General features: G+C 67.2%; 15 protein-coding genes, 1 tRNA gene and 5 pseudogenes. 8 read left to right on the top strand and 13 right to left on the bottom strand.

The window, feature by feature from the left end:
• Positions 1 to 41 precede the first annotated feature (41 nt).
• Positions 42 to 126: transfer RNA gene (locus ACZK2V_RS07090), tRNA-Leu, on the top strand.
• A gap of 324 nt (positions 127 to 450) precedes the next feature.
• Positions 451 to 729, top strand: a complete 279-nt coding sequence (locus ACZK2V_RS07085) for a hypothetical protein (protein ID WP_049461950.1) — start codon at positions 451 to 453, stop codon at positions 727 to 729.
• 110 nt (positions 730 to 839) lie between these two features.
• Here ACZK2V_RS07085 and emrB read toward each other — a convergent pair whose 3' ends face one another.
• From emrB to emrR, 4 genes are read right to left on the bottom strand one after another with little or no spacing between them, the layout of a single operon-like run.
• Positions 840 to 2426: a multidrug efflux MFS transporter permease subunit EmrB gene (gene emrB / locus ACZK2V_RS07080; RefSeq protein WP_032127920.1), complete on the bottom strand. Its 1587-nt coding sequence runs from the start codon at positions 2424 to 2426 to the stop codon at positions 840 to 842.
• 7 nt (positions 2427 to 2433) lie between these two features.
• Entirely contained in the window at positions 2434 to 3612 is a 1179-nt protein-coding gene (gene emrA / locus ACZK2V_RS07075; RefSeq protein ID WP_049399501.1) for a multidrug efflux MFS transporter periplasmic adaptor subunit EmrA, read from the bottom strand.
• 11 nt (positions 3613 to 3623) lie between these two features.
• Positions 3624 to 5072 (bottom strand): multidrug efflux transporter outer membrane subunit EmrC, encoded by a 1449-nt coding sequence (gene emrC / locus ACZK2V_RS07070; protein ID WP_486323311.1) that lies wholly within the window; start codon positions 5070 to 5072, stop codon positions 3624 to 3626.
• Between the two features lie 39 nt (positions 5073 to 5111).
• Positions 5112 to 5555: a multidrug efflux system transcriptional regulator EmrR gene (emrR, locus tag ACZK2V_RS07065; RefSeq protein WP_032127923.1), complete on the bottom strand. Its 444-nt coding sequence runs from the start codon at positions 5553 to 5555 to the stop codon at positions 5112 to 5114.
• A 172-nt stretch (positions 5556 to 5727) separates the two neighbouring features.
• Here emrR and ACZK2V_RS07060 point away from each other — a divergent pair.
• Positions 5728 to 6608 (top strand): annotated as a pseudogene (locus ACZK2V_RS07060) (helix-turn-helix domain-containing protein).
• A gap of 60 nt (positions 6609 to 6668) precedes the next feature.
• Positions 6669 to 8911: pseudogene (gene parC / locus ACZK2V_RS07055) on the top strand (DNA topoisomerase IV subunit A).
• Between the two features lie 303 nt (positions 8912 to 9214).
• On the opposite strand, the gene bfr reads toward parC, so the two are convergent.
• Positions 9215 to 9703: a bacterioferritin gene (bfr, locus tag ACZK2V_RS07050; protein ID WP_004151115.1), complete on the bottom strand. Its 489-nt coding sequence runs from the start codon at positions 9701 to 9703 to the stop codon at positions 9215 to 9217.
• A gap of 124 nt (positions 9704 to 9827) precedes the next feature.
• Here bfr and ACZK2V_RS07045 point away from each other — a divergent pair.
• Positions 9828 to 12153 (top strand): annotated as a pseudogene (locus ACZK2V_RS07045) (penicillin acylase family protein).
• Between the two features lie 15 nt (positions 12154 to 12168).
• Here ACZK2V_RS07045 and ACZK2V_RS07040 read toward each other — a convergent pair.
• Together ACZK2V_RS07040 and asnB are read right to left on the bottom strand one after the other, a co-directional pair.
• Positions 12169 to 13554 (bottom strand): cation:proton antiporter domain-containing protein, encoded by a 1386-nt coding sequence (locus ACZK2V_RS07040; protein ID WP_201118565.1) that lies wholly within the window; start codon positions 13552 to 13554, stop codon positions 12169 to 12171.
• A gap of 100 nt (positions 13555 to 13654) precedes the next feature.
• Positions 13655 to 15346: an asparagine synthase B gene (gene asnB / locus ACZK2V_RS07035; protein ID WP_486323054.1), complete on the bottom strand. Its 1692-nt coding sequence runs from the start codon at positions 15344 to 15346 to the stop codon at positions 13655 to 13657.
• A gap of 339 nt (positions 15347 to 15685) precedes the next feature.
• Between asnB and ACZK2V_RS07030 the strand changes: the two genes are divergently transcribed.
• Positions 15686 to 16564, top strand: coding sequence for a tetratricopeptide repeat protein (locus ACZK2V_RS07030; RefSeq protein WP_201118561.1), 879 nt, complete (start codon positions 15686 to 15688; stop codon positions 16562 to 16564).
• Between the two features lie 65 nt (positions 16565 to 16629).
• On the opposite strand, the gene dapE is transcribed toward ACZK2V_RS07030, so the two are convergent.
• The 6 genes and pseudogenes from dapE to map all read right to left on the bottom strand — a co-directional run bounded on the left by dapE (position 16630) and on the right by map (position 23511).
• Positions 16630 to 17766, bottom strand: coding sequence for a succinyl-diaminopimelate desuccinylase (gene dapE / locus ACZK2V_RS07025; RefSeq protein ID WP_134952040.1), 1137 nt, complete (start codon positions 17764 to 17766; stop codon positions 16630 to 16632).
• On the bottom strand, positions 17763 to 18134 hold the full coding sequence (locus ACZK2V_RS07020) for an arsenate reductase (RefSeq protein ID WP_486323053.1): 372 nt from the start codon (positions 18132 to 18134) through the stop codon (positions 17763 to 17765). The genes dapE and ACZK2V_RS07020 overlap by 4 nt, the downstream gene beginning before the upstream one ends.
• A 31-nt stretch (positions 18135 to 18165) precedes the next feature.
• A pseudogene (locus tag ACZK2V_RS07015) lies at positions 18166 to 18961 on the bottom strand (hypothetical protein).
• Positions 18962 to 18963: 2 nt separating this feature from the next.
• On the bottom strand, positions 18964 to 20043 hold the full coding sequence (gene dapD, locus ACZK2V_RS07010; protein WP_486323052.1) for a 2,3,4,5-tetrahydropyridine-2,6-dicarboxylate N-succinyltransferase: 1080 nt from the start codon (positions 20041 to 20043) through the stop codon (positions 18964 to 18966).
• Positions 20043 to 22648: pseudogene (locus tag ACZK2V_RS07005) on the bottom strand ([protein-PII] uridylyltransferase). Before ACZK2V_RS07005 ends, dapD begins: the two are co-directional and overlap by 1 nt.
• Before the next feature lie 20 nt (positions 22649 to 22668).
• On the bottom strand, positions 22669 to 23511 hold the full coding sequence (map, locus tag ACZK2V_RS07000) for a type I methionyl aminopeptidase (protein ID WP_080355365.1): 843 nt from the start codon (positions 23509 to 23511) through the stop codon (positions 22669 to 22671).
• Between the two features lie 173 nt (positions 23512 to 23684).
• Here map and ACZK2V_RS06995 point away from each other — a divergent pair, with 173 nt between their 5' ends.
• A complete protein-coding gene (locus ACZK2V_RS06995; RefSeq protein WP_189719828.1) occupies positions 23685 to 24215 on the top strand; it encodes a Csu type fimbrial protein in 531 nt (176 codons plus the stop codon).
• Positions 24215 to 24964 (top strand): fimbrial biogenesis chaperone, encoded by a 750-nt coding sequence (locus ACZK2V_RS06990; RefSeq protein WP_049399527.1) that lies wholly within the window; start codon positions 24215 to 24217, stop codon positions 24962 to 24964. The genes ACZK2V_RS06995 and ACZK2V_RS06990 overlap by 1 nt, the downstream gene beginning before the upstream one ends.
• Positions 24965 to 24967: the final 3 nt, after the last annotated feature.

The raw sequence follows: 24967 nt of genomic DNA, 5'->3' as shown, positions 1-24967 counted from the left end.
GACACATCTTCTGTCGCTCCCCATAATTCACCTCCTGAGTCGCCCAGGTGGCGGAATTGGTAGACGCACTAGTTTCAGGTACTAGCGGGTAAAACCGTGGAGGTTCGAGTCCTCTCCTGGGCACCATGACTCAAGATGATCAAACCCGCGAAAGCGGGTTTTTTCGTTTCCGGGGTTTGGCGAGCCTGGCATCGCATCTACCGCTGGAACTGTCGTATCTAGCACCACCCGGCAGTCGCCTGCTGCTGCATACCTCCTCCCGGCGCGTCGTTACCAGACCTTGAACGGCCTCCTTTTGGGGCGCATTTCACTTTAGCCGTTCAATTCGTACTTTTCCTAGTCGAGATTTACCCGATTCCTTTTCGGTGGAAGGCAGATTTACAGAAGCCGGTTGCAGGTGTATCGCCACGACCTGACCAGCGCCCTCCCCCTTCCCCAAAGGACGCACCCATGCAGCGCAGCATCATCTGCCCTCACTGCCATACCGGCTCGAACCACGGCGTACGCGTATGCGTGGGATGCCAGGCCGAGGTCCACTACGGCGCATCGAAGGAGGCCGTAATGCTGGTCTTTGTTGCCGCCATCATCTGCGGCGCACTGGTCGGCAGCCGATTGCAGGCCACTGCTGGCTGGCTCACATGCGGCGCCGTACTTGTGGCGGGAATGTGGGCCATCACCCGATTGTTCTGCGATCGGGTGGTGTTCAAGCGCGTCTATCGCACGCGCTGAACCTGCGCCGCGGCACGATCCCAACGGCAGGGCCCGTGCGACCCGCGGTGCACAAACAAAAACCCCGCCTTGCGGCGGGGTCAAAATACAGCACGTGTTTCCAGGGAGTTTCAGTGTCCGCCACCGGCGGCCGCACCTGCGCCTGCGCCAAACGGCGGCTTGGCCAGCCACAGGAACGCGATGATCGCCAGGAAGATCCAGCCCAGCAGGAAGAAGATGTCGTTGAAGCCCATCTGCGATGCCTGATGGTTGATCATGTTGTTCAGTACCGCTGCGCCATGTTGCAGGTCGCCCTGCCCCATCGCTGTCACCTGGTCCTGCATGCCCGGCTGATAGACCGAGATGTGCTCGGTCAGGTCGGCGTGGTGCACCTGGGTGCGCCGCGCCCACAGCCACGTCGTCAGCGACGCCGCGAAGCTGCCGCCCAGCGTACGCAGGAAGGTGGCCAGGCCTGAGCCCGCCGCGATCTCGCGTCCATCCAGGTCCGACAGCAGGATCTGCAGCACCGGCATGAAGAACAGCGCGACGCCGATGCCCATGATCAGCTGCACGCCCGCCACATGGTTGTAGTCCACCTGCAGGTTGAAGTTCGAACGCAGGAAGCTGGTCATCGACAACACAATGAACGCAATCGTAGCCAGCATGCGCATGTCGAAGCGCGATGCATACTTGCCCACGAACGGGGTCATGATCACCGGCAGGATGCCGATCGGCGCCGTCGCCAGGCCCGCCCAGATCGCGGTATAGCCCATGTCACGCTGCAACCACTGCGGAATCAGCAGGGCCACACTGAAGAACGCCGCGTAGGCCACCACCATCGCCAGCGTACCGGCGCGGAAGTTGCGATGCCGGAACAGCTTCAGGTCGACGATCGGATCCTTGTCGGTCAGTTCCCAGATCAGGAACACCGTCAGCGTGACCACGGCCACACACGCCAGCACCACGATCTTCATCGACGAGAACCAGTCCTCGTCGTTGCCCAGGTCGAGCACCAGCTGCAGCGCACCGACACCGATCACCAGGGTGACCAGGCCGACGTAGTCCATCTTCGGCTTCTCGATGTGCTCCGGGCGCCCCTTCAGCTGGTTGCCCACAACGAGCGCAGCGAAGATGCCCAGCGGCACATTGATCAGGAAGATCCATTCCCAGCTGTAGTTGTCGGTGATCCAGCCACCGAGAATCGGGCCGCAGATCGGCGCCACCACCGTGATCATCGCCAGCAGCGCCAGTGCCTGCCCGCGTTTCTCCCGTGGATAGATCGAGACCAGCAACGACTGCGTGATCGGGTACATCGGGCCGGCCACGAAACCCTGCAGCGCACGCGACAGCACCAGCATGCCCATGCTCTGCGCCAGGCCGCACAGCAGCGAGGTGATGACGAAGGCCAGCGTGGCCCAGACGAACAGCTTGCGTTCGCCGAAGCGGCGGCTGAGCCAGCCGGTCAGCGGCAGCGCGATGGCCGTGCTGACCGCGAACGAGGTGATGACCCAGGTCGCCTGCTGCGAACTGGCGCCGAGGTTACCGGCGATGGTCGGCAGCGAGACGTTGGCGATGGTGGTGTCGAGCACCTGCATGAACGACGCCATCGCCAGGCCCACGGTGCACAGGGCGACGCTGGGCGGCAGGAACCCGGAGGCCGCACCCGGCGCCGCCGGGGCACCCGGAGCACCGGGCGCGGCTGGAGCTTGTGCGGACATGGCGACCTCAGCCCACCTTCGCCTGCTGCGGCAGGTTGCCCTGGATGATCGTGTGGATCACCTCGTCGGCATCATGCAGCTGCTTGGCATACACGTCGGTGTCGAACACCGTGCCCTTGGCCGGGGTGCTCGGCAGCACTTCGCCCTTCTGGTCGCGCAGGCTCACTTCAGCCTTCATCGACAGGCCGATGCGCAGCGGATGTTCGGCCAGCTGCTTGGCATCGATGGCGATACGCACCGGCACGCGCTGCACGATCTTGATCCAGTTGCCGCTGGCGTTCTGTGCCGGCAGCAGCGAGAACGCCGAGCCGGTGCCCAGGCCCAGGCTCTGGACGCGGCCCTTGTACTTCACGTCACCGGCGTACAGGTCCGACTTCAGCTCCACTTCCTGGCCCAGGCGCATGTGGCGCAGCTGGGTTTCCTTGAAGTTGGCCTCGACCCACATCTGCTCGGTCGGCACCACCGCCATCAGGGCATTGCCCGGCTGCACGCGCTGGCCAACCTGCACCGAACGACGGGCGACGTAACCGGTGACCGGCGCGACGATGCCGGCGCGGGCATTGTTGAGGAAGGCCTGGCGCAGCTGCGCGGCGGCCGCCTGCACGTCCGGCTGGGTGGCGATCACGGTGTCGTCGACCAGCGCGCGGTTGCGCTCGACGGTCTCGCGCGAACCGGCCACGGCGGCTTCGGCAGCGGCCAGCTCGTCACGGGCATGGGCCAGTTCTTCATTGGAAATGGCGCCGGTGGCGGCCAGATCCTTGCGGCGGGCGAAATCGTCGCGCACGCGCTTCAGGGTCACCTGGCGGGCGTTCAAATCCGCCTGTGCGCCTTCCACGCTGCGGTACAGGCCACGGGTCTGGCGCACGGTCTTGGCCAGGTTGGCTTCGGCCTGCTGCAGCGCCACCGACGTGTCGGACGGGTCCAGCTGCACCAGCAGCTGGCCGCGCTCCACGCGCATGCCGTCATCGGCGTTGATGGCGACCACGGTACCGGCCACCAGCGGGGTGATCTGCACCTGGTTGCCCTGCACGTAGGCGTCGTCGGTCTCTTCGAACCAACGGCCGAACATGAAGTACCACAGCGCCAGTGCGGCAAGCAGCAGCACGACGATCACGAACAGGCCGCGCAGCAGGTTGCCGCGGCGGTTGGGGGCGGCCGGGGCCGCAGTGTCTTGGGTCTGGCTCATGGCGGAAGTCTTCAGGAATGCGAGGAATCGGAATGGGAGGCGATCGGTGCGCGGTCGGCGTCAGAGGGCTGGAAACCACCGCCCAGCGCCTTGCTCAGGCGCACCGAGGTCTGCACCTGCTGCGACTGCAGGCCGGCCAGCTGCTGCTGCGACTGCAGCAGGGTGGACTGCGCGGTCAGCACGTCCAGGTAGCTGCCGATGCCGGCGCGGTAGCGCTGCTGGGCCAGGTCGAAGGCCGAACGTGCGGTATCCACCGCCTGCTGCTGCGAATGCGCCTGCTGTGCCAGCGAACGCACCGCGTTGACCTGGTCGGCCACGTCGCGCAGTGCATCGAGCACGGTCTGGTTGTAGTTGGCCACCGCCAGGTCGTACTGCGCATCGGTGTTGTCCAGGTTGGCGCGCAGCTTGCCGCCTTCGAAGATCGGCAGGCTCAGCGCCGGTCCGATGTAGGCGAAGGTCGAACTGCTTTTCAGCAGATCGCCCACGTTCGGTGCGACGACGCCAGCCAGTGCCGTCAGGTTGAAGCTCGGGTAGAACTTGGTCCTGGCGACCTTGATCTGCTTGTCGGCCGCTTCCACGCGCCAGCGCGCGGCGACGATGTCCGGGCGACGACCCAACAGTTCGCTGGGCAGCACGCCTGGCAGCTGCAGCGCCATCGGATTCAACGCCTGCGGGCGCTGGATCGACAGGCCACGGTCCGGACCCTTGCCGACCAGCGCGGCCAGCGCGGTGCGGGCCGCATCGATGCGCTGCTGCGCGGCCTGCACCTGCTGCTGCGCGGCGGGCACGCGGGCCTCGGCCTGGCGCACCTGCAGATCACTGTCGATGCCGGCGCTGCGGCGTTGGCGGGTCAGTTCCAGCGACTTCTGCGAGCGGCCCAGCTCTTCTTCGGCCACGTCATTGAGCTGCCATGCATACGCCAGGTCGGCATAGGCCTGGGTGATGCCGGTGGACAGGTTCAGGCGTGCAGCCTGGGCTTCGACAGTGGCGGCATGGGCGCCGTCCACGGCCGCTTCCCAGGCAGCGCGCTTGCCGCCCCACAGGTCCACGCCATAGCTGAAATCAAACGCGACCTGGCTGCTGCCAGCGTAATGGCCACCCATCTCGCTGCCGGCCATCGACTCGGGCAAGCGCAGACCGGTATAGCCACCGGACACCGACAGGCTCGGCAGGCGATCGGCACGCGCGGTACCGACCTGCGACTGCGCCTGGCGCAGGCGCGCATCGGCAGCGTCCAGGCTCGGGTGGCCAGCCAGGCCCTCGGCGACCAGCGCGTCCAGCTGCGCATCGCCCAGTGCCTTCCACCAGTCCTGCGCCGGGAAGCCGGTGGCGCTCAGGTCGGTGTCGGCCAGGGTGCGTTCGCTGTGCAGGCTGTCCACGTCGAGCACGTGGCCCTGCGGGTTGAGGCCACGACTGCTGGCGCAGGCGGCCAGGGCCAGGGCCAGCGCTGATACCAGCAGCGCGCCCGGACCGGCGGAGAGTGGATTGCGGGATCGGGTTCATGGGGTCGTCAGGGAATCGCGGATTCGGGTAAGGAGGGACAGCAGCTGCGTGCGCTCGTCGGCGGAAAGATCACGCAGGGCGTAATCCATCACCGCGTCGCCACGCAGCTTCAGCCGCGCCCACAGTGCGCGGCCTTCATCGGTCAGCACGATCTGCAGCGCACGCCGGTCCTGGGCATGCGGTTCGCGGCGGACGCAGCCCAGCGACTCCAGCTTGTCCAGCAGGCGTGTCACCGCACTGGGCACCTGGTCGATGGCCTGGGCCAGCTCGTTGGCCGTGCACGGAGCCATGTTGGAAAGCACCTTCAACCCGATGTAATGGGTGAAGCCGATACCCAGGTCTTCTTCAGCCATGGATGCGTCGAGTTGACGGACCAGGCCGTCGCGCACCTGGCGCAGCAGCAGGCCGAAGCTGGGGGGAGTGGTTGCAGGACAGATCATGGGGGAGCATTCTCTTCCAAAAAAAATATTTCTCAATGGAAATATTCGATCTGGCATCGAATGCTGTGTTGCAGCAGCGGGCTGGATCAACGAAGGCGCCTACCTTAATGATCTGGTCAGGTGGCCCGGTAGTACAATTAAGCCAATGGATGACACATTTCAGCCAGCGGATATGATGAACAAGGCAGAAATCCCCCCTCCCAAGCGGTTGCTGCGCGACGACGCCCTGGATTGGTTCGAGCGCAATGACGGGCCACCGGTTGTCGCCTTCCGCTTCGACAGCCCCTTGGGCCTGGTCCGTGAAGTGGACTGGCACCACCATCGAGCGCGCAGCTGATCTGCGTCGAACGCGGCCTGTTGACCACCCGCACCTCGCACGGAACGTGGTCACTGGCGCCGGGCTCGGCCGGCTGGATGCCGCCGCTGGAGCCGCATACGGTCACCCTCGACGGCCCGCTGCGTGGCTGGGGCATGGCGCTGGCCGCACCGGCCTGCGCCACCCTGCCCGCCGATCCCTGCGTACTGGGCCTGTCCAAGCTGGCGCAGGCGCTGGCCGACCGCATCTGCGAATGGCCGCTGGGCTACGACACCACGCCCGAGCGCCAGCACATCATCGAGGTGCTGCTGGACGAGATCCGTACCGCGCCGCGCCAGCGCATGCACCTGCCGATGCCGCATGACCGGCGCCTGCTGAAGATCGCCTCGCAGCTGCTGGCCGACCCGTCCGACGAGCGCAGCCTGGCCGAATGGGCGCACTGGGCCGGGCTGTCGCCGCGCAGCCTGACCCGCCACTTCCGCGACGAGACCACGCTCAGCTTCGCGCAGTGGCGGCAGCAAGCCCGGCTGTCCGAAGCCCTGCGCCAGCTGACCGACGGCCGCAGCGTGGCCGATATCGCCCACGCGCTGGGCTTCAGCAGCGCCAGCGCCTTCGTCACCGTGTTCCGCCGCCACTTCGGGCTGCCACCGGGGCGCTACCTGGCACGGGCCGGACACGGCCTGGAAACCGGGCTGGACCCTGCGCGCGGCTTGGCATCCCCCGCCGCATCCGGATAATCACAGGATTGCGAGCGGCGACCGCCGTCGCCGCCTCCCGACAACAGGTAACAACGCCGCATGACCGAACTTGCCCGCCCCGTGTTCCACGGATTCGAACAACTGCCGCTGCGCGAGTACGCTGAACGCGCCTACCTCGACTACTCGATGTACGTGGTCCTGGACCGCGCCCTGCCGTTCATCGGCGACGGCCTGAAGCCGGTGCAGCGCCGCATCATCTATTCGATGAGCGAGCTGGGCCTGAATGCCGCGTCCAAGCCGAAGAAGTCCGCGCGCACCGTCGGTGACGTCATCGGCAAGTACCACCCGCATGGCGACAGCGCGTGCTACGAGGCGCTTGTGCTGATGGCACAGCCGTTCTCGTACCGCTACCCGCTGATCGAGGGCCAGGGCAACTTCGGCTCCAGCGACGACCCGAAGTCGTTCGCGGCGATGCGTTACACCGAATCCAAGCTGACCCCGATTGCCGAAGTGCTGCTGGGCGAACTGGGCCAGGGCACCACCGACTGGGCACCGAACTTCGACGGCACCCTGCAGGAACCGACCTGGATGCCGGCACGGCTGCCGCACCTGCTGCTGAACGGCACCACCGGCATCGCCGTGGGCATGGCCACCGACGTGCCGCCGCACAATCTCAACGAGATCGTCAGCGCACTGCTGCACCTGCTGGACAACCCCGATGCCAGCGTGCGCGACCTGTGCGAGCACGTGCAGGGCCCGGACTATCCGTCCAGCGCCGAGATCATCACCGCGGCCAACGATCTGCGGAACATCTACGAAACCGGCAACGGCAGCGTGCGCGCACGTGCGACCTTCACCAAGGAAGCACACAACATCGTGGTCACCGCGCTGCCGTTCCAGGTGTCGCCGTCGAAGGTGATCGAGCAGATCGCCGCGCAGATGCGCGCCAAGAAGCTGCCGTGGCTGGAAGACATCCGCGATGAGTCCGACCACGCCAACCCGGTGCGCGTGGTGCTGGTACCGCGTTCCAACCGCGTCGACGCCGAGCAGCTGATGGGCCACCTGTTCGCGACCACGGACATGGAACGCAGCTACCGCGTCAACCTCAACGTGATCGGGCTGGACGGCCGTCCGCAGGTGAAGAACCTGAAGATGCTGCTCAGCGAATGGCTGACCTTCCGCAGCAACACCGTCACCCGCCGCCTGCAGCACCGCCTGCAGAAGGTCGAGCGCCGCCTGCACCTGTTGGAAGGCCTGCTGGTCGCGTTCCTCAACCTGGACGAGGTGATCCACATCATCCGTACCGAGGACGAACCGAAGGCCGCGCTGATCGCGCGCTTGGCCTGTCCGACGACCAGGCCGAGTACATCCTGGAAACCAAGCTGAAGCAGCTGGCCCGCCTGGAGGAGATGAAGATCCGTGGCGAGCAGGACGAGCTGGCCAAGGAGCGCGAGAAGATCCTCGGCATCCTCGACAGCAAGGCCAAGCTGAAGAAGCTGATCCGCGACGAACTGACCGCCGATGCCAAGAAATTCGGCGACGCGCGCCGTTCGCCGCTGGTGCAGCGCCAGGCCGCCCAGGCCATCGACGAGACCGAGCTGGTGCCGAGCGAGCCGATGACCGTCGTGCTGTCGGAGAAGGGCTGGATCCGCGCCGCCAAGGGCCACGACGTCGATGCGTCCGCCCTGTCCTACCGTGATGGTGACGCCCTGCAGGGCGCGGTGCGTGCGCGCAGTACGCAGCAGGTCGCGTTCCTCGACAGCGAGGGCCGCGCCTACTCGACGCCTGTGCACACCCTGCCCTCCGCGCGTGGCAACGGTGAACCGCTGACCGGCCGCTTCTCGCCGGCCGCGGGCACCAGCTTCGTGACCCTGGCCAGCGCCGAGCCGGACACCCGCTTCGTGCTGGCCTCCACCCACGGCTACGGCTTCGTCACCCGCTTCGAGAACCTGATCGGCCGCAACAAGGCCGGCAAGGCGATGCTGAACCTGTCAACCGGTTCGACCGTGCTGACCCCGTCGGTAGTGGCCAACGTCGCCACCGACCGCATCGTGGCGGTGACCAGTTCGGGCAACCTGCTGGCGATCGCCGCCAACGACCTGCCGGAACTGGACAAGGGCAAGGGCAACAAGATCATCGAGATCCCCAAGGCCAAGCTCGCCACCGAACGCGTGGTCGCCATCGTAGCGATCAGCCCGGGGCAGACCCTGCAGGTACGCAGCGGCCAGCGCACAATGGGGCTGAAGTTCAACGAGCTCGACGCCTACCTCGGCGCCCGCGCCACCCGCGGCCACCTGCTGCCGCGCGGCTGGCAGAAGGTGGAAGGGTTGTCGGTGGAGTAAAGGCTGGGGCCTTGCTCCTGGTGGGTGTCAACCTTGGTTGACACGCCTTGCCGGAGACCAGACACGAAAAAGCCGGGGAATTCCCCGGCTTTTTCGTTGTCGGCTGGCGGGCGGTGGAGCGGCTGGCTGGCGAAAGCTGGCTGGCGATGCTCCGGTGCTGGCGGGCGACAGAACGCTGTGCTTCTTCTGGTAGACCCGACCGCTGGTCGGCTGCTTTTTGCCTCTGGTAGAGCCGACTGTTAGTCGGCTGCCGTCTGGAGAGCGGCCGACTAACAGTCGGCCCTACCGGATCGCGGTGCCGGCTCAGTGCGCCGGGGCGCCGTTGCCGTCGATCTTGCTCAGCTGGTACAGCTCCAGGCCGATGCGCTTGATCAGGCCCAGCTGCTGCTCCAGCCACCAGGCGTGGTCTTCCTCGGTGTCCTTCAGCTGCGCCAGCAGCATGTCGCGGCTCACGTAGTCACCCTTCTCTTCGCACAGCTTCATACCGGCGGCGAGATTGTTCCGAACCGCGTATTCAGTGTCGAGATCCTTCTGCAGCATTTCTTCCACGGTCTTGCCCGGCTCGGTGGCATGCGGGCGCATGTCCGGGTCGCCGCCGAGGAACAGGATCCGGCGCAGCAGCGCGTCGGCGTGCTGGGTTTCCTCTTCCATCTCGTGGTTCAGGCGTTCGTACAGCGCGAACAGGCCCTGGTCCTCATAGCGGCGGGAATGGATGAAGTACTGGTCGCGGGCAGCGAGTTCGCCGCGCAGCAGTTCCTTCAGGCAGGCGATGACGTCCGGGTTGCCTTTCATGGGGGGGCTCCTGTGAATCGATGTGACATAGGGTGCCGCATTTCAAAATACGGTGATCTAATCGGAATCAGTCGCAGTTGCGCCTGCGGCTACAATCAGCCCACGAGTTCGGAAAGGACGTGCGATGCGACGTACATGGCGTTGGGTGCTGGGTGTGTTGGTCGCCATCGTGCTGGTCACCGCACTGGCCCTGTGGCTCCTGCTGCGCGGCAGCCTGGCCGACCTGGACGGCGAGCATGCGCTCCCGGGCCTGGCCAAGCCGGTCACCATCGAGCGCGATGCGCTGGGCGTGGTCACCATCACTGCCGGCAGCCAGGCCGACGCGATGCGCGCACTCGGCCATGTGCATGCGCAGGAACGCTATTTCGAGATGGACCTGATGCGCCGCAGTGCCGCCGGCGAGCTGTCGGCATTGTTCGGGCCGAAGGCCATTGAAGCTGACAAGCGCATGCGCGTGCACCGCCTGCGCGCCCGCACCGAGGCGCATCTGGATACCGCGCTGGGCGACAACGGCGCGGTCGTGCGCGCCTATGTGGATGGCGTCAACGAAGGCCTTACCGATCTCTCCGTGCGGCCATGGGCCTACCTGCTGCTGCGGCAGTCACCGCAACCGTGGCAGGCCAGCGACAGCGTGCTGGCCGGGCTGGCCATGTACGCCGACCTGCAGGACCCGAACAACCAGACCGAGCTTGCCCTCAGCCGCATCCGTGCGGTGGTGCCGCCGGCGCTGTACGCGCTGATTGCCCACGACGGCACCGAATGGGATGCACCGCTGTTTGGCGAAGCCACCGGCAATGCGATTCTGCCCGATGCCAGCCAGCTCGATCTGCGCACATTGAAGGGAAAGCCGGGCACCGAGCAGGAGGAGGCGGACGTCATCGGCAGCAACAACTTCGCGGTGGCCGGCGCACTCACCGCCGACGGCCGCGCGATCGTCGCCGACGACATGCACCTGGGCCTGCGCGCCTGGCCTGTGGTTCCGGGTGCGCCTGCGTTACCCCGACCCGCAGGCTGCCGGCGGCCAGGTCGACGTCACTGGCTTCTCGCTCCCTGGCCTGCCGGCGGTGATCGTCGGCAGCAACGGGCACGTGGCCTGGGGCTTCACCAACAGTTACATCGACACGGCGGACTACCGCACGGAACCGGCCAACGCCACGGTGACCGTGCACGAAGAACGCATTGCGGTGGCCGGCCAGGCCGACGTGCTGTTCCCGGTACGCGAAACCGCCTGGGGGCCGATCCTGCACACCCATGCCGATGGCAGTGGCGATGCCCTGCGCTGGGTCGCACACCTGCCCGGCGCCGTACGCCTGGATTTCGCTGATCTGGCCCGCGCCGGTGACCTGGACGGTGCACTGCACTTCGCCGACCGTGCCGGCATTCCCGCGCAGAACCTGGTGGTCGGCGACCGCAGCGGACGCATCGCCTGGCGCCTGATCGGCGCCCGCCCCGACCGAGGCCCCGGCTGTGCGCCGGCCGGCTTCACGGCCGCCAGCAACCAGGACTGCGCGCCGTGGCCGATCCGCAGCGATGCCTCGCCTGCATTGATCGATCCCCCCAACCATCGCCTGTGGACCGCCAACGGACGCGTCCTCGACGGCGAGGCGCTGGCCAGCGTCGGCAACGGTGGCTATGACCTCGGCGCGCGTGCGCAGCAGATCCGCGACCTGCTCGCCATCCAGGACCGCTTCGACGAACACGACCTGCTGGCGATCCAGCTCGATGATCGCGCCGTGTTCCTGCAGCGCTGGTGGGCGTTGCTGCATGACGTCATCGAACGCAGTGACGATCCTGCGCTGAAGCGGTTGAAGTCCGTCAGCCACCAATGGGGCGGCCGGGCCTCGGCCAGCTCGGTCAGCTACCGGGTGGTGCGCGCGTTCCGCACGCAGGTGATGGATACCCTGTCCGAAGCACTGCTGGCACCGGCCAACGCACAGCTGGGCGATGACTATCTGGACCCGCGCCTGGCACAACTGGAAGGCGTGGCCTGGCCGATGCTGCAGCAACGCCCCGCCAACCTGTTGCCACCGACCTACGACAGCTGGGACGCGCTGCTGCTTGATGCCGCACGCCGCACCGAAAGCGAGCTGGCCAAGCAGGGCCCACTGGCCCAGCGCACCTGGGGAGAGCGCAACACCGCGGCGCTCTGCCACCCTATCGCGCGTGCATTGCCGGACATCGCCAAGCGCTGGCTGTGCATGCCCGCCGATCCCCTGCCCGGTGACCGTGACATGCCGCGTGTGCAGACGCCGAACTTCGGCGCCTCCGAACGCATGGTGGTCTCGCCCGGCCACGAGGCCGACGGCATCGTGCACATGCCCGGCGGCCAGAGCGGCCATCCGCTGTCGCCGTACTGGGGCGCCGGCCACGAAGACTGGGTGCATGGGCGGCCGACACCGTTCCTGCCCGGCAAGGCGCAGCACACGATGACGCTGGTACCGGCGCGGTAGCGGTAGTGCCGGCCCTCAGCCCCGGCGCCGCTCGATCAGGTTCAGCAGCGGCCCGGTCATCGCCGTGGTCACCAACGCCATGATCACCAGCACCGCGAACAGCCGATCGCCGAGCAGGCCCAGCTCGTAGCCCAGGTTGAGCACGATCAGCTCCATCAGGCCACGGGTGTTCATCAGCGCCCCCAACCGCCACGCTTCGCGCGTGGGCATGCCCGCACTGCGCGCGGCACTGAAGGTGCCCAGCAGCTTGCCGGCCGTGGCCACCGCGATCACCACCACGCACAACACGATATCGCTGGCCTGCAGCGCATCGGCGCGCATGCGCAGGCCGGTCATGGCGAAGAACAACGGCAGCAGCAGGGTCACCGCGAACGGTTCGACGCGGGCCATCAACAGGTCGCGCAGCTGCGCGTTGGACGATACCGCGACGCCCGCAGCGAATGCACCGAACAACGCGTGGATGCCCAGCATCTCGGTGATCAGCGCACTGGCCAGTGAAAGCAGCAGGATACCCAGCAACCAACGTCCCTCACGGCCCGGCGCGATCTGCTGGCGGGCAAACCACGGCTTCACCAGCCCCAGCATCAGCGCCACGAACACGACCACGCACAGCAGGTTGAGGCTGGCCGGCAACCAGCCGCTGGCCTGGGCGGCGGCGACGATCAAGGCCAGCAGGCACCAGGCGGTGGCATCGCCCAATGCCGCGCAGGCGATCGCGGTCTGGCCCAATGGCGTCTGTGTGATCCCACGATCGGCAAGGATGCGCAGCAACACGGGGAACGCGGTAATGCTCATGGAGATGCCGACGAACAATGCGAATGCAGTAAAGCCCACACCCTGCGGACCGTGCTGCGGATACAGCCAGATCGCCAGCGCCACGCCGAGCACGAACGGCACCGCGATGCTGGCATGGCTGACCGTGAAGGCGAAGCGCCGGCGACCACGCAGCGCCGCCAGGTCCAGCTCGGCACCGGCTACCAGCAGGAACATCAGCACGCCCAGCTGGCTGAGCATGCCCAGCGGACCCAGCGAGCTGGCCGGGAACAACGCACCATGCAGCTGCGGCAGCAGGCTGCCGAGCACCAGCGGCCCCATCATCAGACCGGCGGCCATCTCACCGATCACCGCCGGTTGTCCAAAGCGCTTGAGCAGCGCACCCGCGCCCTTGGCCACCAGCAGCAGCACCAGCAGCTGCAGCAGGAACAAGCCCAGCGGTGAGGCAAGGTGCTGCGCCCAGCTGCCTTCGGCGGCGGTGGCGCGGGCAACCGCCTCGGGCGCCGCCGGCCCGGCATACCGCGCCAGCAGTACGCCAGCCAGCAACGGCACCCCGGCCCAGGCCAGATAACGCCATCCCCATTTCGTGGGCGGCACGTCGCCACCTGCCTGTACGTCCATGAACATTCCCCAATGCGCAGGGGGCGATCATACAAAAAGGGGACGGAGGGGATTAAGTCGTTAGTGGCACAAACGACTTAATCCCCTCCGTCCCCTTTTTGAGGGCTTAGGCCAGTGCCTGTTCGTGCACGCCTGCGATCGCGCGGCCCGACGGATCTGCCGCCGCGGCGAAGCTGGCGTCCCAGGCAATGGCGGCCGGCGACGAACAGGCGATCGACTTGCCGCCCGGCACGGTCTCGGCCGCCGCACGGCTGGGGAAGAACTGCTCGAACAGGTGGCGGTAGTAGTACGCCTCCTTGGTCTGTGGCGGGTTGTGCGGGAAGCGCTTGTCGGCCGCCGCCAGTACACGGTCGCTCACCTGTGCTTCGGCATGCGCCTTCAGCCCGTCGATCCAGCCGTAGCCGACGCCATCGCTGAACTGTTCCTTCTGCCGCCACAGGATGCTGTCCGGCAGGTAGCCGTCGAACGCCTCGCGCAGCACCGCTTTTTCGATGCGACGCCCGCCAAAGCCGGCACCGACCATCTTGTGCGCGGCATCGAAGCGCATCGCCACATCGAGGAACTCACGATCGAGGAACGGCACGCGCGGCTCCACGCCCCAGGCCATCATCGACTTGTTGGCGCGCAGGCAGTCGTAGTTGTGCAGCGCGTCCAGCTTGCGCACCAGCTCGTCGTGGAATTCACGTGCATCCGGCGCCTTGTGGAAGTACAGGTAGCCACCAAAGATCTCATCGCTGCCCTCGCCGGACAGCACCATTTTCACGCCCATCGCCTTGATCCGCCGTGCCAGCAGGAACATCGGCGTCGAGGCGCGGATGGTGGTGACGTCGTAGGTTTCGATGTGGCGGATCACTTCCGGCAGCGCGTCGAGGCCTTCCTCGAAGGTGTATTCGAAGCCGTGATGCACGGTGCCAAGAGCCTCGGCAGCGATCGCCGCAGCCGCCAGATCGGGCGAGCCCTTCAAGCCGATCGCGAACGAATGCAGGCGCGGCCACCAGGCTTCGGTCTGCCCGCCATCCTCGATGCGGCGACGCGCATAGCGCGCGGCAACGGCCGCCACCAGCGACGAGTCCAGGCCACCGGACAGCAGCACCCCATACGGCACGTCGCTCATCAGCTGGCGCTCCACCGCATGCTCGAAGGCCTGGCGCAGTTCGGCCAGGTCGGCCTGGCGGCCCTGCACGTCGGCGTAGTCGCGCCACGGCTGCTGGTAATAGCGCACCAGCTCACCGCTGGCACTGTCGAAGTAGTGACCCGGCGGGAACTGTGCGACGTCGGCACAGGTGTCGACCAGCGCCTTCATTTCCGAGGCCACGCGTAGGCGCCCCTGGGCATCGTGGCCCCAGTACAGCGGCACCACGCCCACCGGGTCACGCGCCACCAGCACGCGCCCGCTGTCGCGGTCCCACAGCGCGAAGGCGAAGATGCCGTTGAGCTGTTCCAGCCACTGCGCCGGCGAACTGCCCTGGCGATACAGCGCGTTGATCATCTCGCAGTCCGAGCCGGTCTGGAAGTCGTAGGCGGTGGTCAGCGCCGCCTTCAAAGCCTGGTGGTTGTAGATCTCGCCGTTCACCGCGAGCGCCAGCTGGCCATCGGCCGACAGCAGCGGCTGCGAACCACCGGCCGGGTCGACGATGGCCAGCCGCTCATGGACCAGCAGCGCACCTTCGTCGAGGTACACGCCGCTCCAGTCCGGGCCACGGTGGCGCTGGCGCTGCGACAGTTCCAGCGCATGGCGGCGCAGGGCGGGAAGATCGTCACCGGCCTGCAGGCCGAAGATTCCGAAGATCGAACACATGGGAGAGCTCCTGTTGGGGGATTTCACGGGTGGGAGGGTGTTCGACCGGCCATCCAGGCCCGGGTGGGGCTGCGCCCGGGCACAAAAAAACCCGCATCGGCTGATGCGGGTTTTCTGGTGTCCGGGCGTGTGTTGCTGTCTATCTACCCAGGGCGCAGTCCCGCATCGGCCGCGCACGATTATTCGCGCGCAGATTATTGCGGTTGTTGTTATTGACGGCGGTGGCCAGGCGGATCGACATGGCATCGACCCTACCCCGGTTTCCGGCACGGCGCAACCGTTGCGTTGGCAACCACTCCCCGGCGCGCATAATGGCCCGCCGTGAAACGTGTAATGGAAATGCAACACCGCACTGGACGCAACGCGGCGCTGGCCGCCCTGCTCTGCCTGGGCCTGGCCGCCTGCCAGACCCTGCCTCCGCCCTCCACGCTGCCGCTGGCGCAGCAGCAGGCACTGGAGCGACGCGGCACCGACGGCAGCTTCGACGGAGCCTGGGACACTGCGCAGACCTTCGAACGTTTCAACGATCCGCGCGCCGTCGCCTACTACGAGCGTGCTGCCGCGATCACGCCCTGGACCTTCCACAACACCAAAGCGGAAGAAGCACTGGGCCGGATCTGGATCTCCGGCAGGCTGCAGCATGCCGGCAGCCCCCACATCAACCCTGCACCTGTCCTGCGCGCGTCCTGGCGACGTGGCGAACGCGCGTATCTGGCGGCTGCCAATCACGGCAATCCCTATGCGTTCTACGGGCTCGCCAAGGCCTACCGCCAGCGAGGCGACGCGCAGCAGGCGCTGCGCTGGGACCTGCGCGGAATGATCTACAAGCGCTACCCGAGTTCGTCGTCGCGACTGCCGGATGCGGTGGCCGCACAGGGTGACACCGTGCATCCGCTGGTGGCGCAGATCCAGCGTCGTGCCGAGCACGGCGACGCCGAAGCGCAGGTCGACCTGGGCGCGCTGCTGGAGAAAGGCATGGGACTGCCGCGCGATCCGGCGCGTGCGCTGCAGCTGTACCAGCGCGCCGGTGAGAAGGGCAATGTGTTCGGCCAGTACTTCGCCGGTCTGCTGCTGGGCCGCAGTGCGCCGGGTGTGGAGAAAGACACCGACGCGGCGGCGCGCTGGTTCGCCAGGGCCGAGGCGCAACACTTCTACATGGCCGCGCCGAGTTACTGGAAGAAAGCGGTCGAGCCGCCGTTCTTCATTTTTTCAGAATAGAGAAGCGGCCCCGGCGGGAGGCGTGCCGACCAACGGTCGGCACCCACCTCGCGGAATTCATTCCGTCATGGGGTTCCCACCAGCAGCCGTTCCACCAGCCGCTGGTAGAGCCCCGGCAATGCCTCCAGATCGTCCACGCGCACGTTCTCGTCCACCTGGTGGATGCTGGCGTTGACCGGCCCCACTTCGATGCACTGTGCACCCAGTGGTGCGATGAAGCGTGCATCTGACGTGCCGCCGCCGGTGCTTTCTTCCGGCGCACGGCCGATGTGCTCGGCCAGCACCGCACGCGCGGTGGCGCGCAGCGTGCCTTCCGGGGTGTAGAACGGCTCGCCGCTGCGGTGCCACTTCAGCGTGTACTGCAGGCCATGGCGGCCCAGCAATGCGGTGATCTCCGCCTCCAGCTTCGGTGCATCCCAGTGCGGGTTGTAGCGGATGTTGAAATCCACCTCCAGCTCGCCGGGAATCACGTTGTTGGCACCGGTGCCGGCATGGATGTTGGAGACCTGCAGGCTGGTCGGCGGGAAACTCTCGTAGCCGTCATCCCAGCGCCGCGCGCTCAGTTCGGCCAGGGCCGGAGCAGCCTGGTGAATCGGGTTGCGCGCCTTATCCGGGTACGCCACGTGGCCCTGTACGCCCTGCACGCGCAGCTTGGCCGACAGGCTGCCACGACGCCCCACGCGCAGCAGGTCACCCAGGATCGCGGTCGACGACGGTTCACCGGTAATGCACCAGTCGATGCGTTGGCCGCGCTCGGCGAACAGCCGTGCAACGTGACGCACACCATCGATGGCATCGCCTTCCTCGTCGCTGGTCAGCAGTACCGCCAGCGTGCCAGGGTGATCGGGATGTGCGGCGACGAACTGCTCGGCGGCGACCACGAACGCCGCCACGCTGCCCTTCATGTCGGCGGCGCCACGGCCGTACAGCACGCCGTCACGGATCTGCGGCGTGAACGGGTCGCTGGCCCAGGCCTCGCGCGGGCCCGTCGGCACCACGTCGGTATGGCCCAGCAGCACCAGCACCGGCGCGCCCTGGCCATGGGTCGCCCACAGGTTGTCGACCTCGCCCAGGCGCAGGTGATCGCACTGGAACCCGGCCTGCTTCAGGCGTGCCGCCAGCAGTGTCTGGCAGCCAGCATCATCCGGCGTCACCGAGGGTCGTGCGATCAGTTCGCAGGTCAGGTCGAGGACCGCACTCATGCGTCACCCACGCTGAAGCGGGCCTTGAAACCGTTGTCGCTGAAGCCCTGGCTGACCGTGCCATCGGCCGTGACCACCAGCGGACGCTTGATCAGCTGCGGGTATTCACGCAGCAGCAGCTTCCATTCGGCCTCGGAGTCGGCGGCCTTGCGGTTGTCCGGCAACTGCCGCCAGGTGGTGGACGACTTGTTCACCATCGCGGCCAGGCCCCCCAGCTGCCCAGCCCACGCCAGCAGTGTTTCCGGGCTCGGCTTGTTCTCGCGGTAATCGACGAAGGTGTAAGGCACGCCGAAGCGGTCCAGCCACTTGGTCGCCTTCTTGCAGGTATCGCAGTTCTTCAAACCGTAGACAGTGGTGCTCATGGCCATCTGTGATGCTGGAAAACAGAGGGCCAGAATCTCACAACAGGCGCTCGGACACGACCCGGAACGGCACCCTTGGCAGCCGGAAGACCAGCCCCTCGTGCAGCGCCACGCCCATTGCCTGCAGACGCGGGCACTGCGGTTCGCCTTCCAGCTGCAGCGGTTGCAGCTGCGCGATCTCCACCGGCAGCACGATGCGGGTGCTGGCCCAGCGGCCATCGCAGGTACGGGCGATGGCCTCGTCCTGGCAGGTGAGGAAACGCAGCAGGGCCTGGTGGCCGCCGAAGGCCGCCGACCACGCCGCCGCATCCTCCCAGCCCGCAGCGGCCTGCCACTGCAGGTGCAGCGCAGGCGCACTGCCCTGCCCGCCTTCGATCAGGGTGTGCCCATCGCCATCGGTGCGCACCACATGCTCGAAGCGGGTGGACAGATGCGGCTGCATGGCATCGCTGAAAACGCGCGCCGGCGACGAAGGCCAGCTGGTCCATCACGTTGCGATCAAACAGCACCACCGGCGTCCCGTCCGGATGGTCGTCACGACGCAGGTACCAGCGCCAGTTGCTCTGCCGTGGCGACGGCATCAGGGAACGCAGCGGCCCAGCCAGCGCGGGCCCGAAGTGGCCGTGACGGTAGCTGAGGATGGTGTAAGGCGTGCGTCCGGCATGGACCACGTAGTGATGGCCTGGTGGTGGCATCGGCCAGCGCCGCGACAGTGCACGGCGCAGCCGGGTCCAGCGCGGGGCGTGCAGCAGGCGCGGCAGCATCCGCCCGACCAGGGTGTCGGACGGATGCCGGTAGATCGCGGACTGCGCCAGATCCTCCGGCGCAGTCATCTTCAGTCGGCCAGGCCGCGCAGCAGGTCGTTGACGCTGGTCTTGCTGCGGGTCTTGGCATCAACCTGCTTGACGATCACCGCGCAGTACAGCGAATGGGTACCGTCCTTGCTCGGCAGCGAGCCGGACACCACCACGCTGTACGGCGGGATGTAACCGTAGGTGATTTCGCCGGTGGCACGGTTGTAGATGCGGGTGCTCTGGCTGAGGAACACGCCCATGCCGATCACGCTGTGGTGGCCGACCACCACGCCTTCCACCACTTCCGAGCGCGCACCGATGAAGCAGTGGTCCTCGATGATGGTCGGGCTGGCCTGCAGCGGTTCCAGCACGCCACCGATACCGGCGCCGCCGGACAGATGGCAGTGCTGGCCGATCTGGGCGCAGGAGCCGACGGTGGCCCAGGTATCGACCATGGTGCCTTCGCCGACGTAGGCGCCGATGTTGGTGAAGCTCGGCATCAGCACCACGTCCTTGCCGAAGTAGGTGCCGCGGCGGGCGATCGCGCCCGGCACCACGCGCACGCCGCCACGGCGGAACTTCGCCTCGTCATAGCCGGCGAAGCGCGATTCGACCTTGTCCCAGAACGGCGCCGGACGGGCGTCGACCACCGCCATGTCATTGACACGGAAGTACAACAGCACGGCCTTCTTCAGCCACTCGTTGACCTTCCAGCCACCCTGGCCGTCCGGCTCGGCAACACGGAACTCACCGCTCTCCAGGCCGTCAATCACGCGGTTGACCAGCGGCTTGGTCGAGCCTTCCAGCTCGTGCAGGGTCAAGGTAGCGCGGCGCTCGAAGGCACTCTCGATGCCGAACTTCAGCTCTTCCACGCCCGGGGCCGACGGCTTGCGCAGCGACTTGCGGGCGATGGTTTCGGCGCGAACCGCTTCGGCACTCTTGGCCGGCGCCGGCTTCTTCACAGCACGCTTCACCGCAGCCGCTTTCTTCGCCGGGGCCTTCACCGCAGCGGCCTTCTTCGGCGCTGGGGTCTTCTTCGCGGCCGGTGCGACAGCAGCAGGTTTCCGGGCCGCTGCGCTCTTCGGGGTCGCGGCGGTCTTCTTGGCGGGCTTGGTGGCCATCAGGCGGGGTCTCCGGCGTTTCGATCAGGGTCCAGGCAGGCCAGCATCGCGTCATGCAGCTGCTGCCGGGCAGGTTCAGTCAGGGGGAGGTCGTGTTCGTCACTGATCACGAAGGTGTCTTCGGCGCGTTCGCCGAACGTGGCAATGCGCGCATCATGCACGCGCAGGCCCTGGTTGCGCAGCACGAACGCCACGTCGGCCAGCAGGCCGGGGCGGTCGGGTGCGACCAGGGCGAATCGGGTTGCGCCCGGCTCATCGCGGAACTCGATGCGCGGGGCGAAGCGGAAGTGCCGCAGCTGCCGCGGCACCACCCGGCGTGACGGCCGCAGGCGCGACAGGTCACCGCTGAGTGCCTCGCGCAGGGCCGTTTCCAGGTTGGCGCTGCTGCCGTCGGCGAAGGTGTCGGCCGGGTTCACCTCGAAGGTATCGAAGATGGTGTCGGCCGGACCGTCCAGCACGCGTGCGCGATGGATGCCGTAGCCCTTGCGGTCCAGGGTCATCACGATCGCGGCGAACAGGCCGTCGCGGTCGGGCGAATGCACGAACACTTCCAGCGCCGGGTCGTCGACGCTGATCCGGCGTACCTTCACCAGCGCCTGGCCCTGCTTCACCGGTACCAGTGCGGCGGCCTGCCAGGCCAGCTGCTCCGGGCGCAGGCGGATGAAGCCCTCATCAGGCATCACCGCGAACTGACGGTCGATGGTGGCATCGTCGTAGCCCTGCTCGCGCACCAGCGCGCGTACGCTGTCACGCGCCTCGGCCACGCGCTCGGCAGCCGGTACCGGGTGCTCCAGGCCCTCGCGCAGCGCGCCGGGTAGCGAAGTACAGATCGGCCAGCAGTCGATCCTTCCAGGCATTCCACAGTTTCGGGCTGGTGCCGGCGATATCGGCACAGGTCAGCAGGTACAGGTAGTCCAGGCGGTCGCGGCTGCCGACCAGGGTGGCGAAGCGATGGATCACCTCCGGGTCGGCGATGTCCTGCTTCTGCGCGGTCACCGACATGCGCAGGTGCTGTTCGACCAGCCACGCCACCAGTTCGGTGTCGGACGTGCTCAGCGCATGCGCCTGGCAGAACGCGCGCGCGTCCACCGCGCCCAGCTCCGAATGGTCGCCGCCACGGCCCTTGGCGATGTCATGGAACAGGCCGGCCAGCAGCAGTAGTTCCGGCTTGCGCAGGCGCGGCCACACTTCGTGCGCGATCGAGAAGCGCTCGTCGGCGCGACTGCTGGCGAACAGGCCGATGTTGCGCAGGACCATCAGCGTGTGCTGGTCGACGGTGTAAACATGGAACAGGTCGAACTGCATGCGCCCGCTGACCTGGGCGAACGCGGGAATCCACTGGCCAAGCACGCCCAGCCGCGCCATGCGCGAGAGCGTATCGACCGGGCGCTGGCCGCGCAGCAGCGCCAGGAACTGCTCGCGTGCATCGGCATCAGCCTGGTCGTAGGCCGGCAGCAGCGGCAGCGCTTCGGCCAGCGCACGCGCGGTCAGCGAATGCAGGCCGCGCACCTGCGGATTGTTGGCCCAGCTGGCAAACAGCGCGAACACCTGGCCGATATCGCCGCGCGGCCAGTCGGCCTCGTTGGCCGCCAGGTAGCCACGGCGCAGGGAAAAACCCACGGTCAGCGGCTCCGGCTGCGCCTCGCCATCGAACTGTTCCTCGAAGCGCTGCAGCAGGCGGTCGCTGATCCGGCGCACGACCAGCGCGGCGCGGTAGAACCCCTGCATCATCTTCTCGACACCGAGGTTCTCGGCATCGTCTTCAAAGCCCAGGCGTGCCGCCAAGGTCTTCTGGTAATCAAAACGCAGGCGCTCTTCCGGGCGACGCGCGACCAGATGCAGGCCAAAGCGCAGCCGCGCCAGCACCGCACGTTCGCGCTTCAGTGCTGCCGCTTCGTCTGCGCCCAGATGGCCGAGCCCGACCAGCGCCTCCAGGTCACGCACGCCGAACGCACGCAGTGCCATCCAGCCCAGCGTGTTGAGATCGCGCAGGCCACCGGGGCCATCCTTCAGATCCGGCTCCAGGTTGTCGGCGGTGTCGCCGAAGCGCTGGTGTCGGTTGCGCAGCTCTTCCAGCTTGGCCAGGAAGAAGGTGCGCGCCGGCCACAGTTCACGATCGTCGACGGCCTCGCGCAGCGCGCGGCGCGCCACATCATCGGCCAGGATCGGGCGCGCCTCGATCAGCGCGGTCAGCACGGTCTGGTCCGCTGCCGCCTCGCGGCACTGCGATGCAGAACGCACCGCATGGCTGACGGCCAATCCGCAGTCCCACAGCAGCGCGAACAGGCGCGCCAGCGCCGCCTCATGGGCCAGCTGTGCCGGCGGATCGCCGAACACCAGCAGGTCGATGTCCGAACGCGGAAACAGTTCACCGCGGCCATAGCCGCCGACCGCGAACAGCGACAGCCCGCTGTCGGCCGGCAGGCAGCGCTGCCAGGCCAGGCGGATCAGATGGTCGGCAGCGCGCGCCCGCAGCGCCAGCAGGCGCTCGATGTTGTCGCCCTGGTCGAAGCGGCGGTACAGGCGCGCGTCGGCCTGCTGCAGCGCCTGGCGCGGCAGCAGCCCAGTCCGGGTCGTTGAGCGACGCGGCCGGCGTGTCCAGCAGCGAACTCGCCGGCAGCATCCTCAGGAGACCTGCGACTCGCCCGGCGACAGGGTCAGCACGTCCACGCCGGTCTCGGTGACCGCGATCATGTGCTCCCACTGTGCCGACAGCTTGCGGTCCTTGGTCACCACGGTCCAGCCGTCCGGCAGCACCTTGTTGTAGCGGGTGCCCTCGTTGATCATCGGCTCGATGGTGAAGGTCATGCCCGGCTGCAGCACCAGGCCCTGGCCCGGGCGGCCGTAATGCACCACCTGCGGTTCATCATGGTAGACCTTGCCGATGCCGTGGCCGCAGTACTCGCGCACCACGCTGAAACGCTCGCCTTCGGCATAGCTCTGGATGGCATGGCCGATGTCGCCCAGGGTCGCGCCCGGACGCACCGCGCGGATGCCGCGCCACATGGCTTCGTAGGTGGTTTCCACCAGGCGGCGGGCCATCACCGACGGGGTGCCGACGAAGTACATGCGGCTGGTGTCGCCGTGCCAGCCATCCTTGATGACGGTGACGTCGATGTTGATGATGTCGCCATCCTTGAGCACCTTCCCTTCGCTGGGGATGCCATGGCAGATGACGTTGTTGACCGAGGTACACACGGTCTTCGGGAAGCCGCGGTAGCCGACGTTGGCCGGAACGGCGCCCTGCACGTTCACGATGTGGTCGTGGCAGATGCGGTCCAGTTCCTCGGTGGTGACACCGGGCTTGACGTGGGGGGTGACGATGTCGAGCACTTCGCTGGCCATGCGGCCGGCGATTCGCATCATCTCGATTTCCTGCGGGGTTTTCAGATTCACGCTCATGGCCCCCATTATCGCCGATCCGGCCACAATCTGAACGAACGCCACCCAACTGGCGATCCGGGCCATGCACGGTTCCGGCAAGGAAAGTGAAAGCGTGATCGCCGCCCCCCTTTCGTCTCCCTGTTTATCACGGAATACAGACACTTACGCCTCCTAAGCTGGGGTCAGCGTCGCCGAAGCGGTGCCGAACGTGCCGCCTTCGCCTTGTTCAACGGACCTTCGGGTCAGGGAGGTTGTCCATGCGATCCGCGCTTCGTTCCCCGCTTGCCTGGGCCTTGGCCGGGGTCCTGCTGTCCGGCCCGGCCCTGGCCGCAGACACCACCACCTTCAATGTCACCCTGGTGGTGACCAAGGCCTGCACGATCACGGCTGCTGCCGCCACCAACGTTGACTTCGGCACGGCGGCCTCGACCACCGCGACCCCCACCCTGGGTCAGGGCACGGTGACCGCCCAGTGCTCGGCACTGACCCCGTACATGATTTCACTGAATGCGGGTGCCAATGCCAGCACCGCGAATGACGTCACCACTCGCCGGATGAAGAACACCAACGCCGCGGTGACCGCCAACAACTACGTCGGCTACCAGCTCTACCAGGACGCCGCGCACACCCTGGTCTGGGGTGCCACCTCCGGCACCAACACCCAGGCTGGCATCGGCACCGGCCTGGCCGTGCCCTACATCGTCTACGGCCAGATCCTGAACCTGAGCACCAACAACCCGGCGACCGGCAACTACCTGGATACGGTTACCGCCACGATCACCTATTGATGGAGCACGCCCGCATGGCCGGACCCCGCCCGTGGCGCGCCACCGGCGTGGCGCTGCTCGTCCTGAGCCTGGTATTCGCCGCCCCGGTCGAAGCCACCAGCCTGCAGGTCGCCCCGACCAGCCTGCAGCTGGAAGCGCGCCAGCGTGCCGGCGAGCTTTGGCTGACCAACAGTGGCACCTCGCCGGTGAAGCTGCAGGTTCGGGTGTTCCGCTGGGTGCAGCAGGACGGCCAGGAGCAACTGTTGCCCACCGATGAACTGGTGGTCACCCCGCCGATGCAGGAACTGGCTGCCGGGCAGCAGCAGCTGGTCCGGGTGATGCGTCCGGACAGGACGCCACCGCCGGCACAGCAGTACTACAGGCTGATTGTCGACGAGGTGCCCGACCTGGCCACCCGCGCCGACGGCATGCAGTTCGTGCTGCGCTATTCGATACCGGTGTTCGTGCAGCCCGCCGCCGGCAAGCTTGCGCCGCAGCTGCAGGCCCGCCTGGTGCAGTTGCCCGATGGCCGCAACGGCGTCGAGGTGGCCAACGCAGGCAACAGCTATGCGCAGATCGCCGATCTTGCGCTGGGCAGCCCCACGCGCCCACGCATCGTGCATCCCGGACTGCTGGGTTACGTGCTGCCCGGGCAGGTGATGCGCTGGCCGATCGAGCGCACGGCGATCGACCGCGACAACGACCAGATCACGGCCAAGCTCAATGGCGAGTCGGAACAGACGCCGCTGTCGCCCCCATCGGCTCGCTGAGGC

Source organism: Stenotrophomonas sp. 93052_Sma (genome assembly GCF_056481145.1).
Note: the sequence above shows the minus strand (reverse complement) of the source record. Positions and strands in the feature narration are given on the sequence as shown.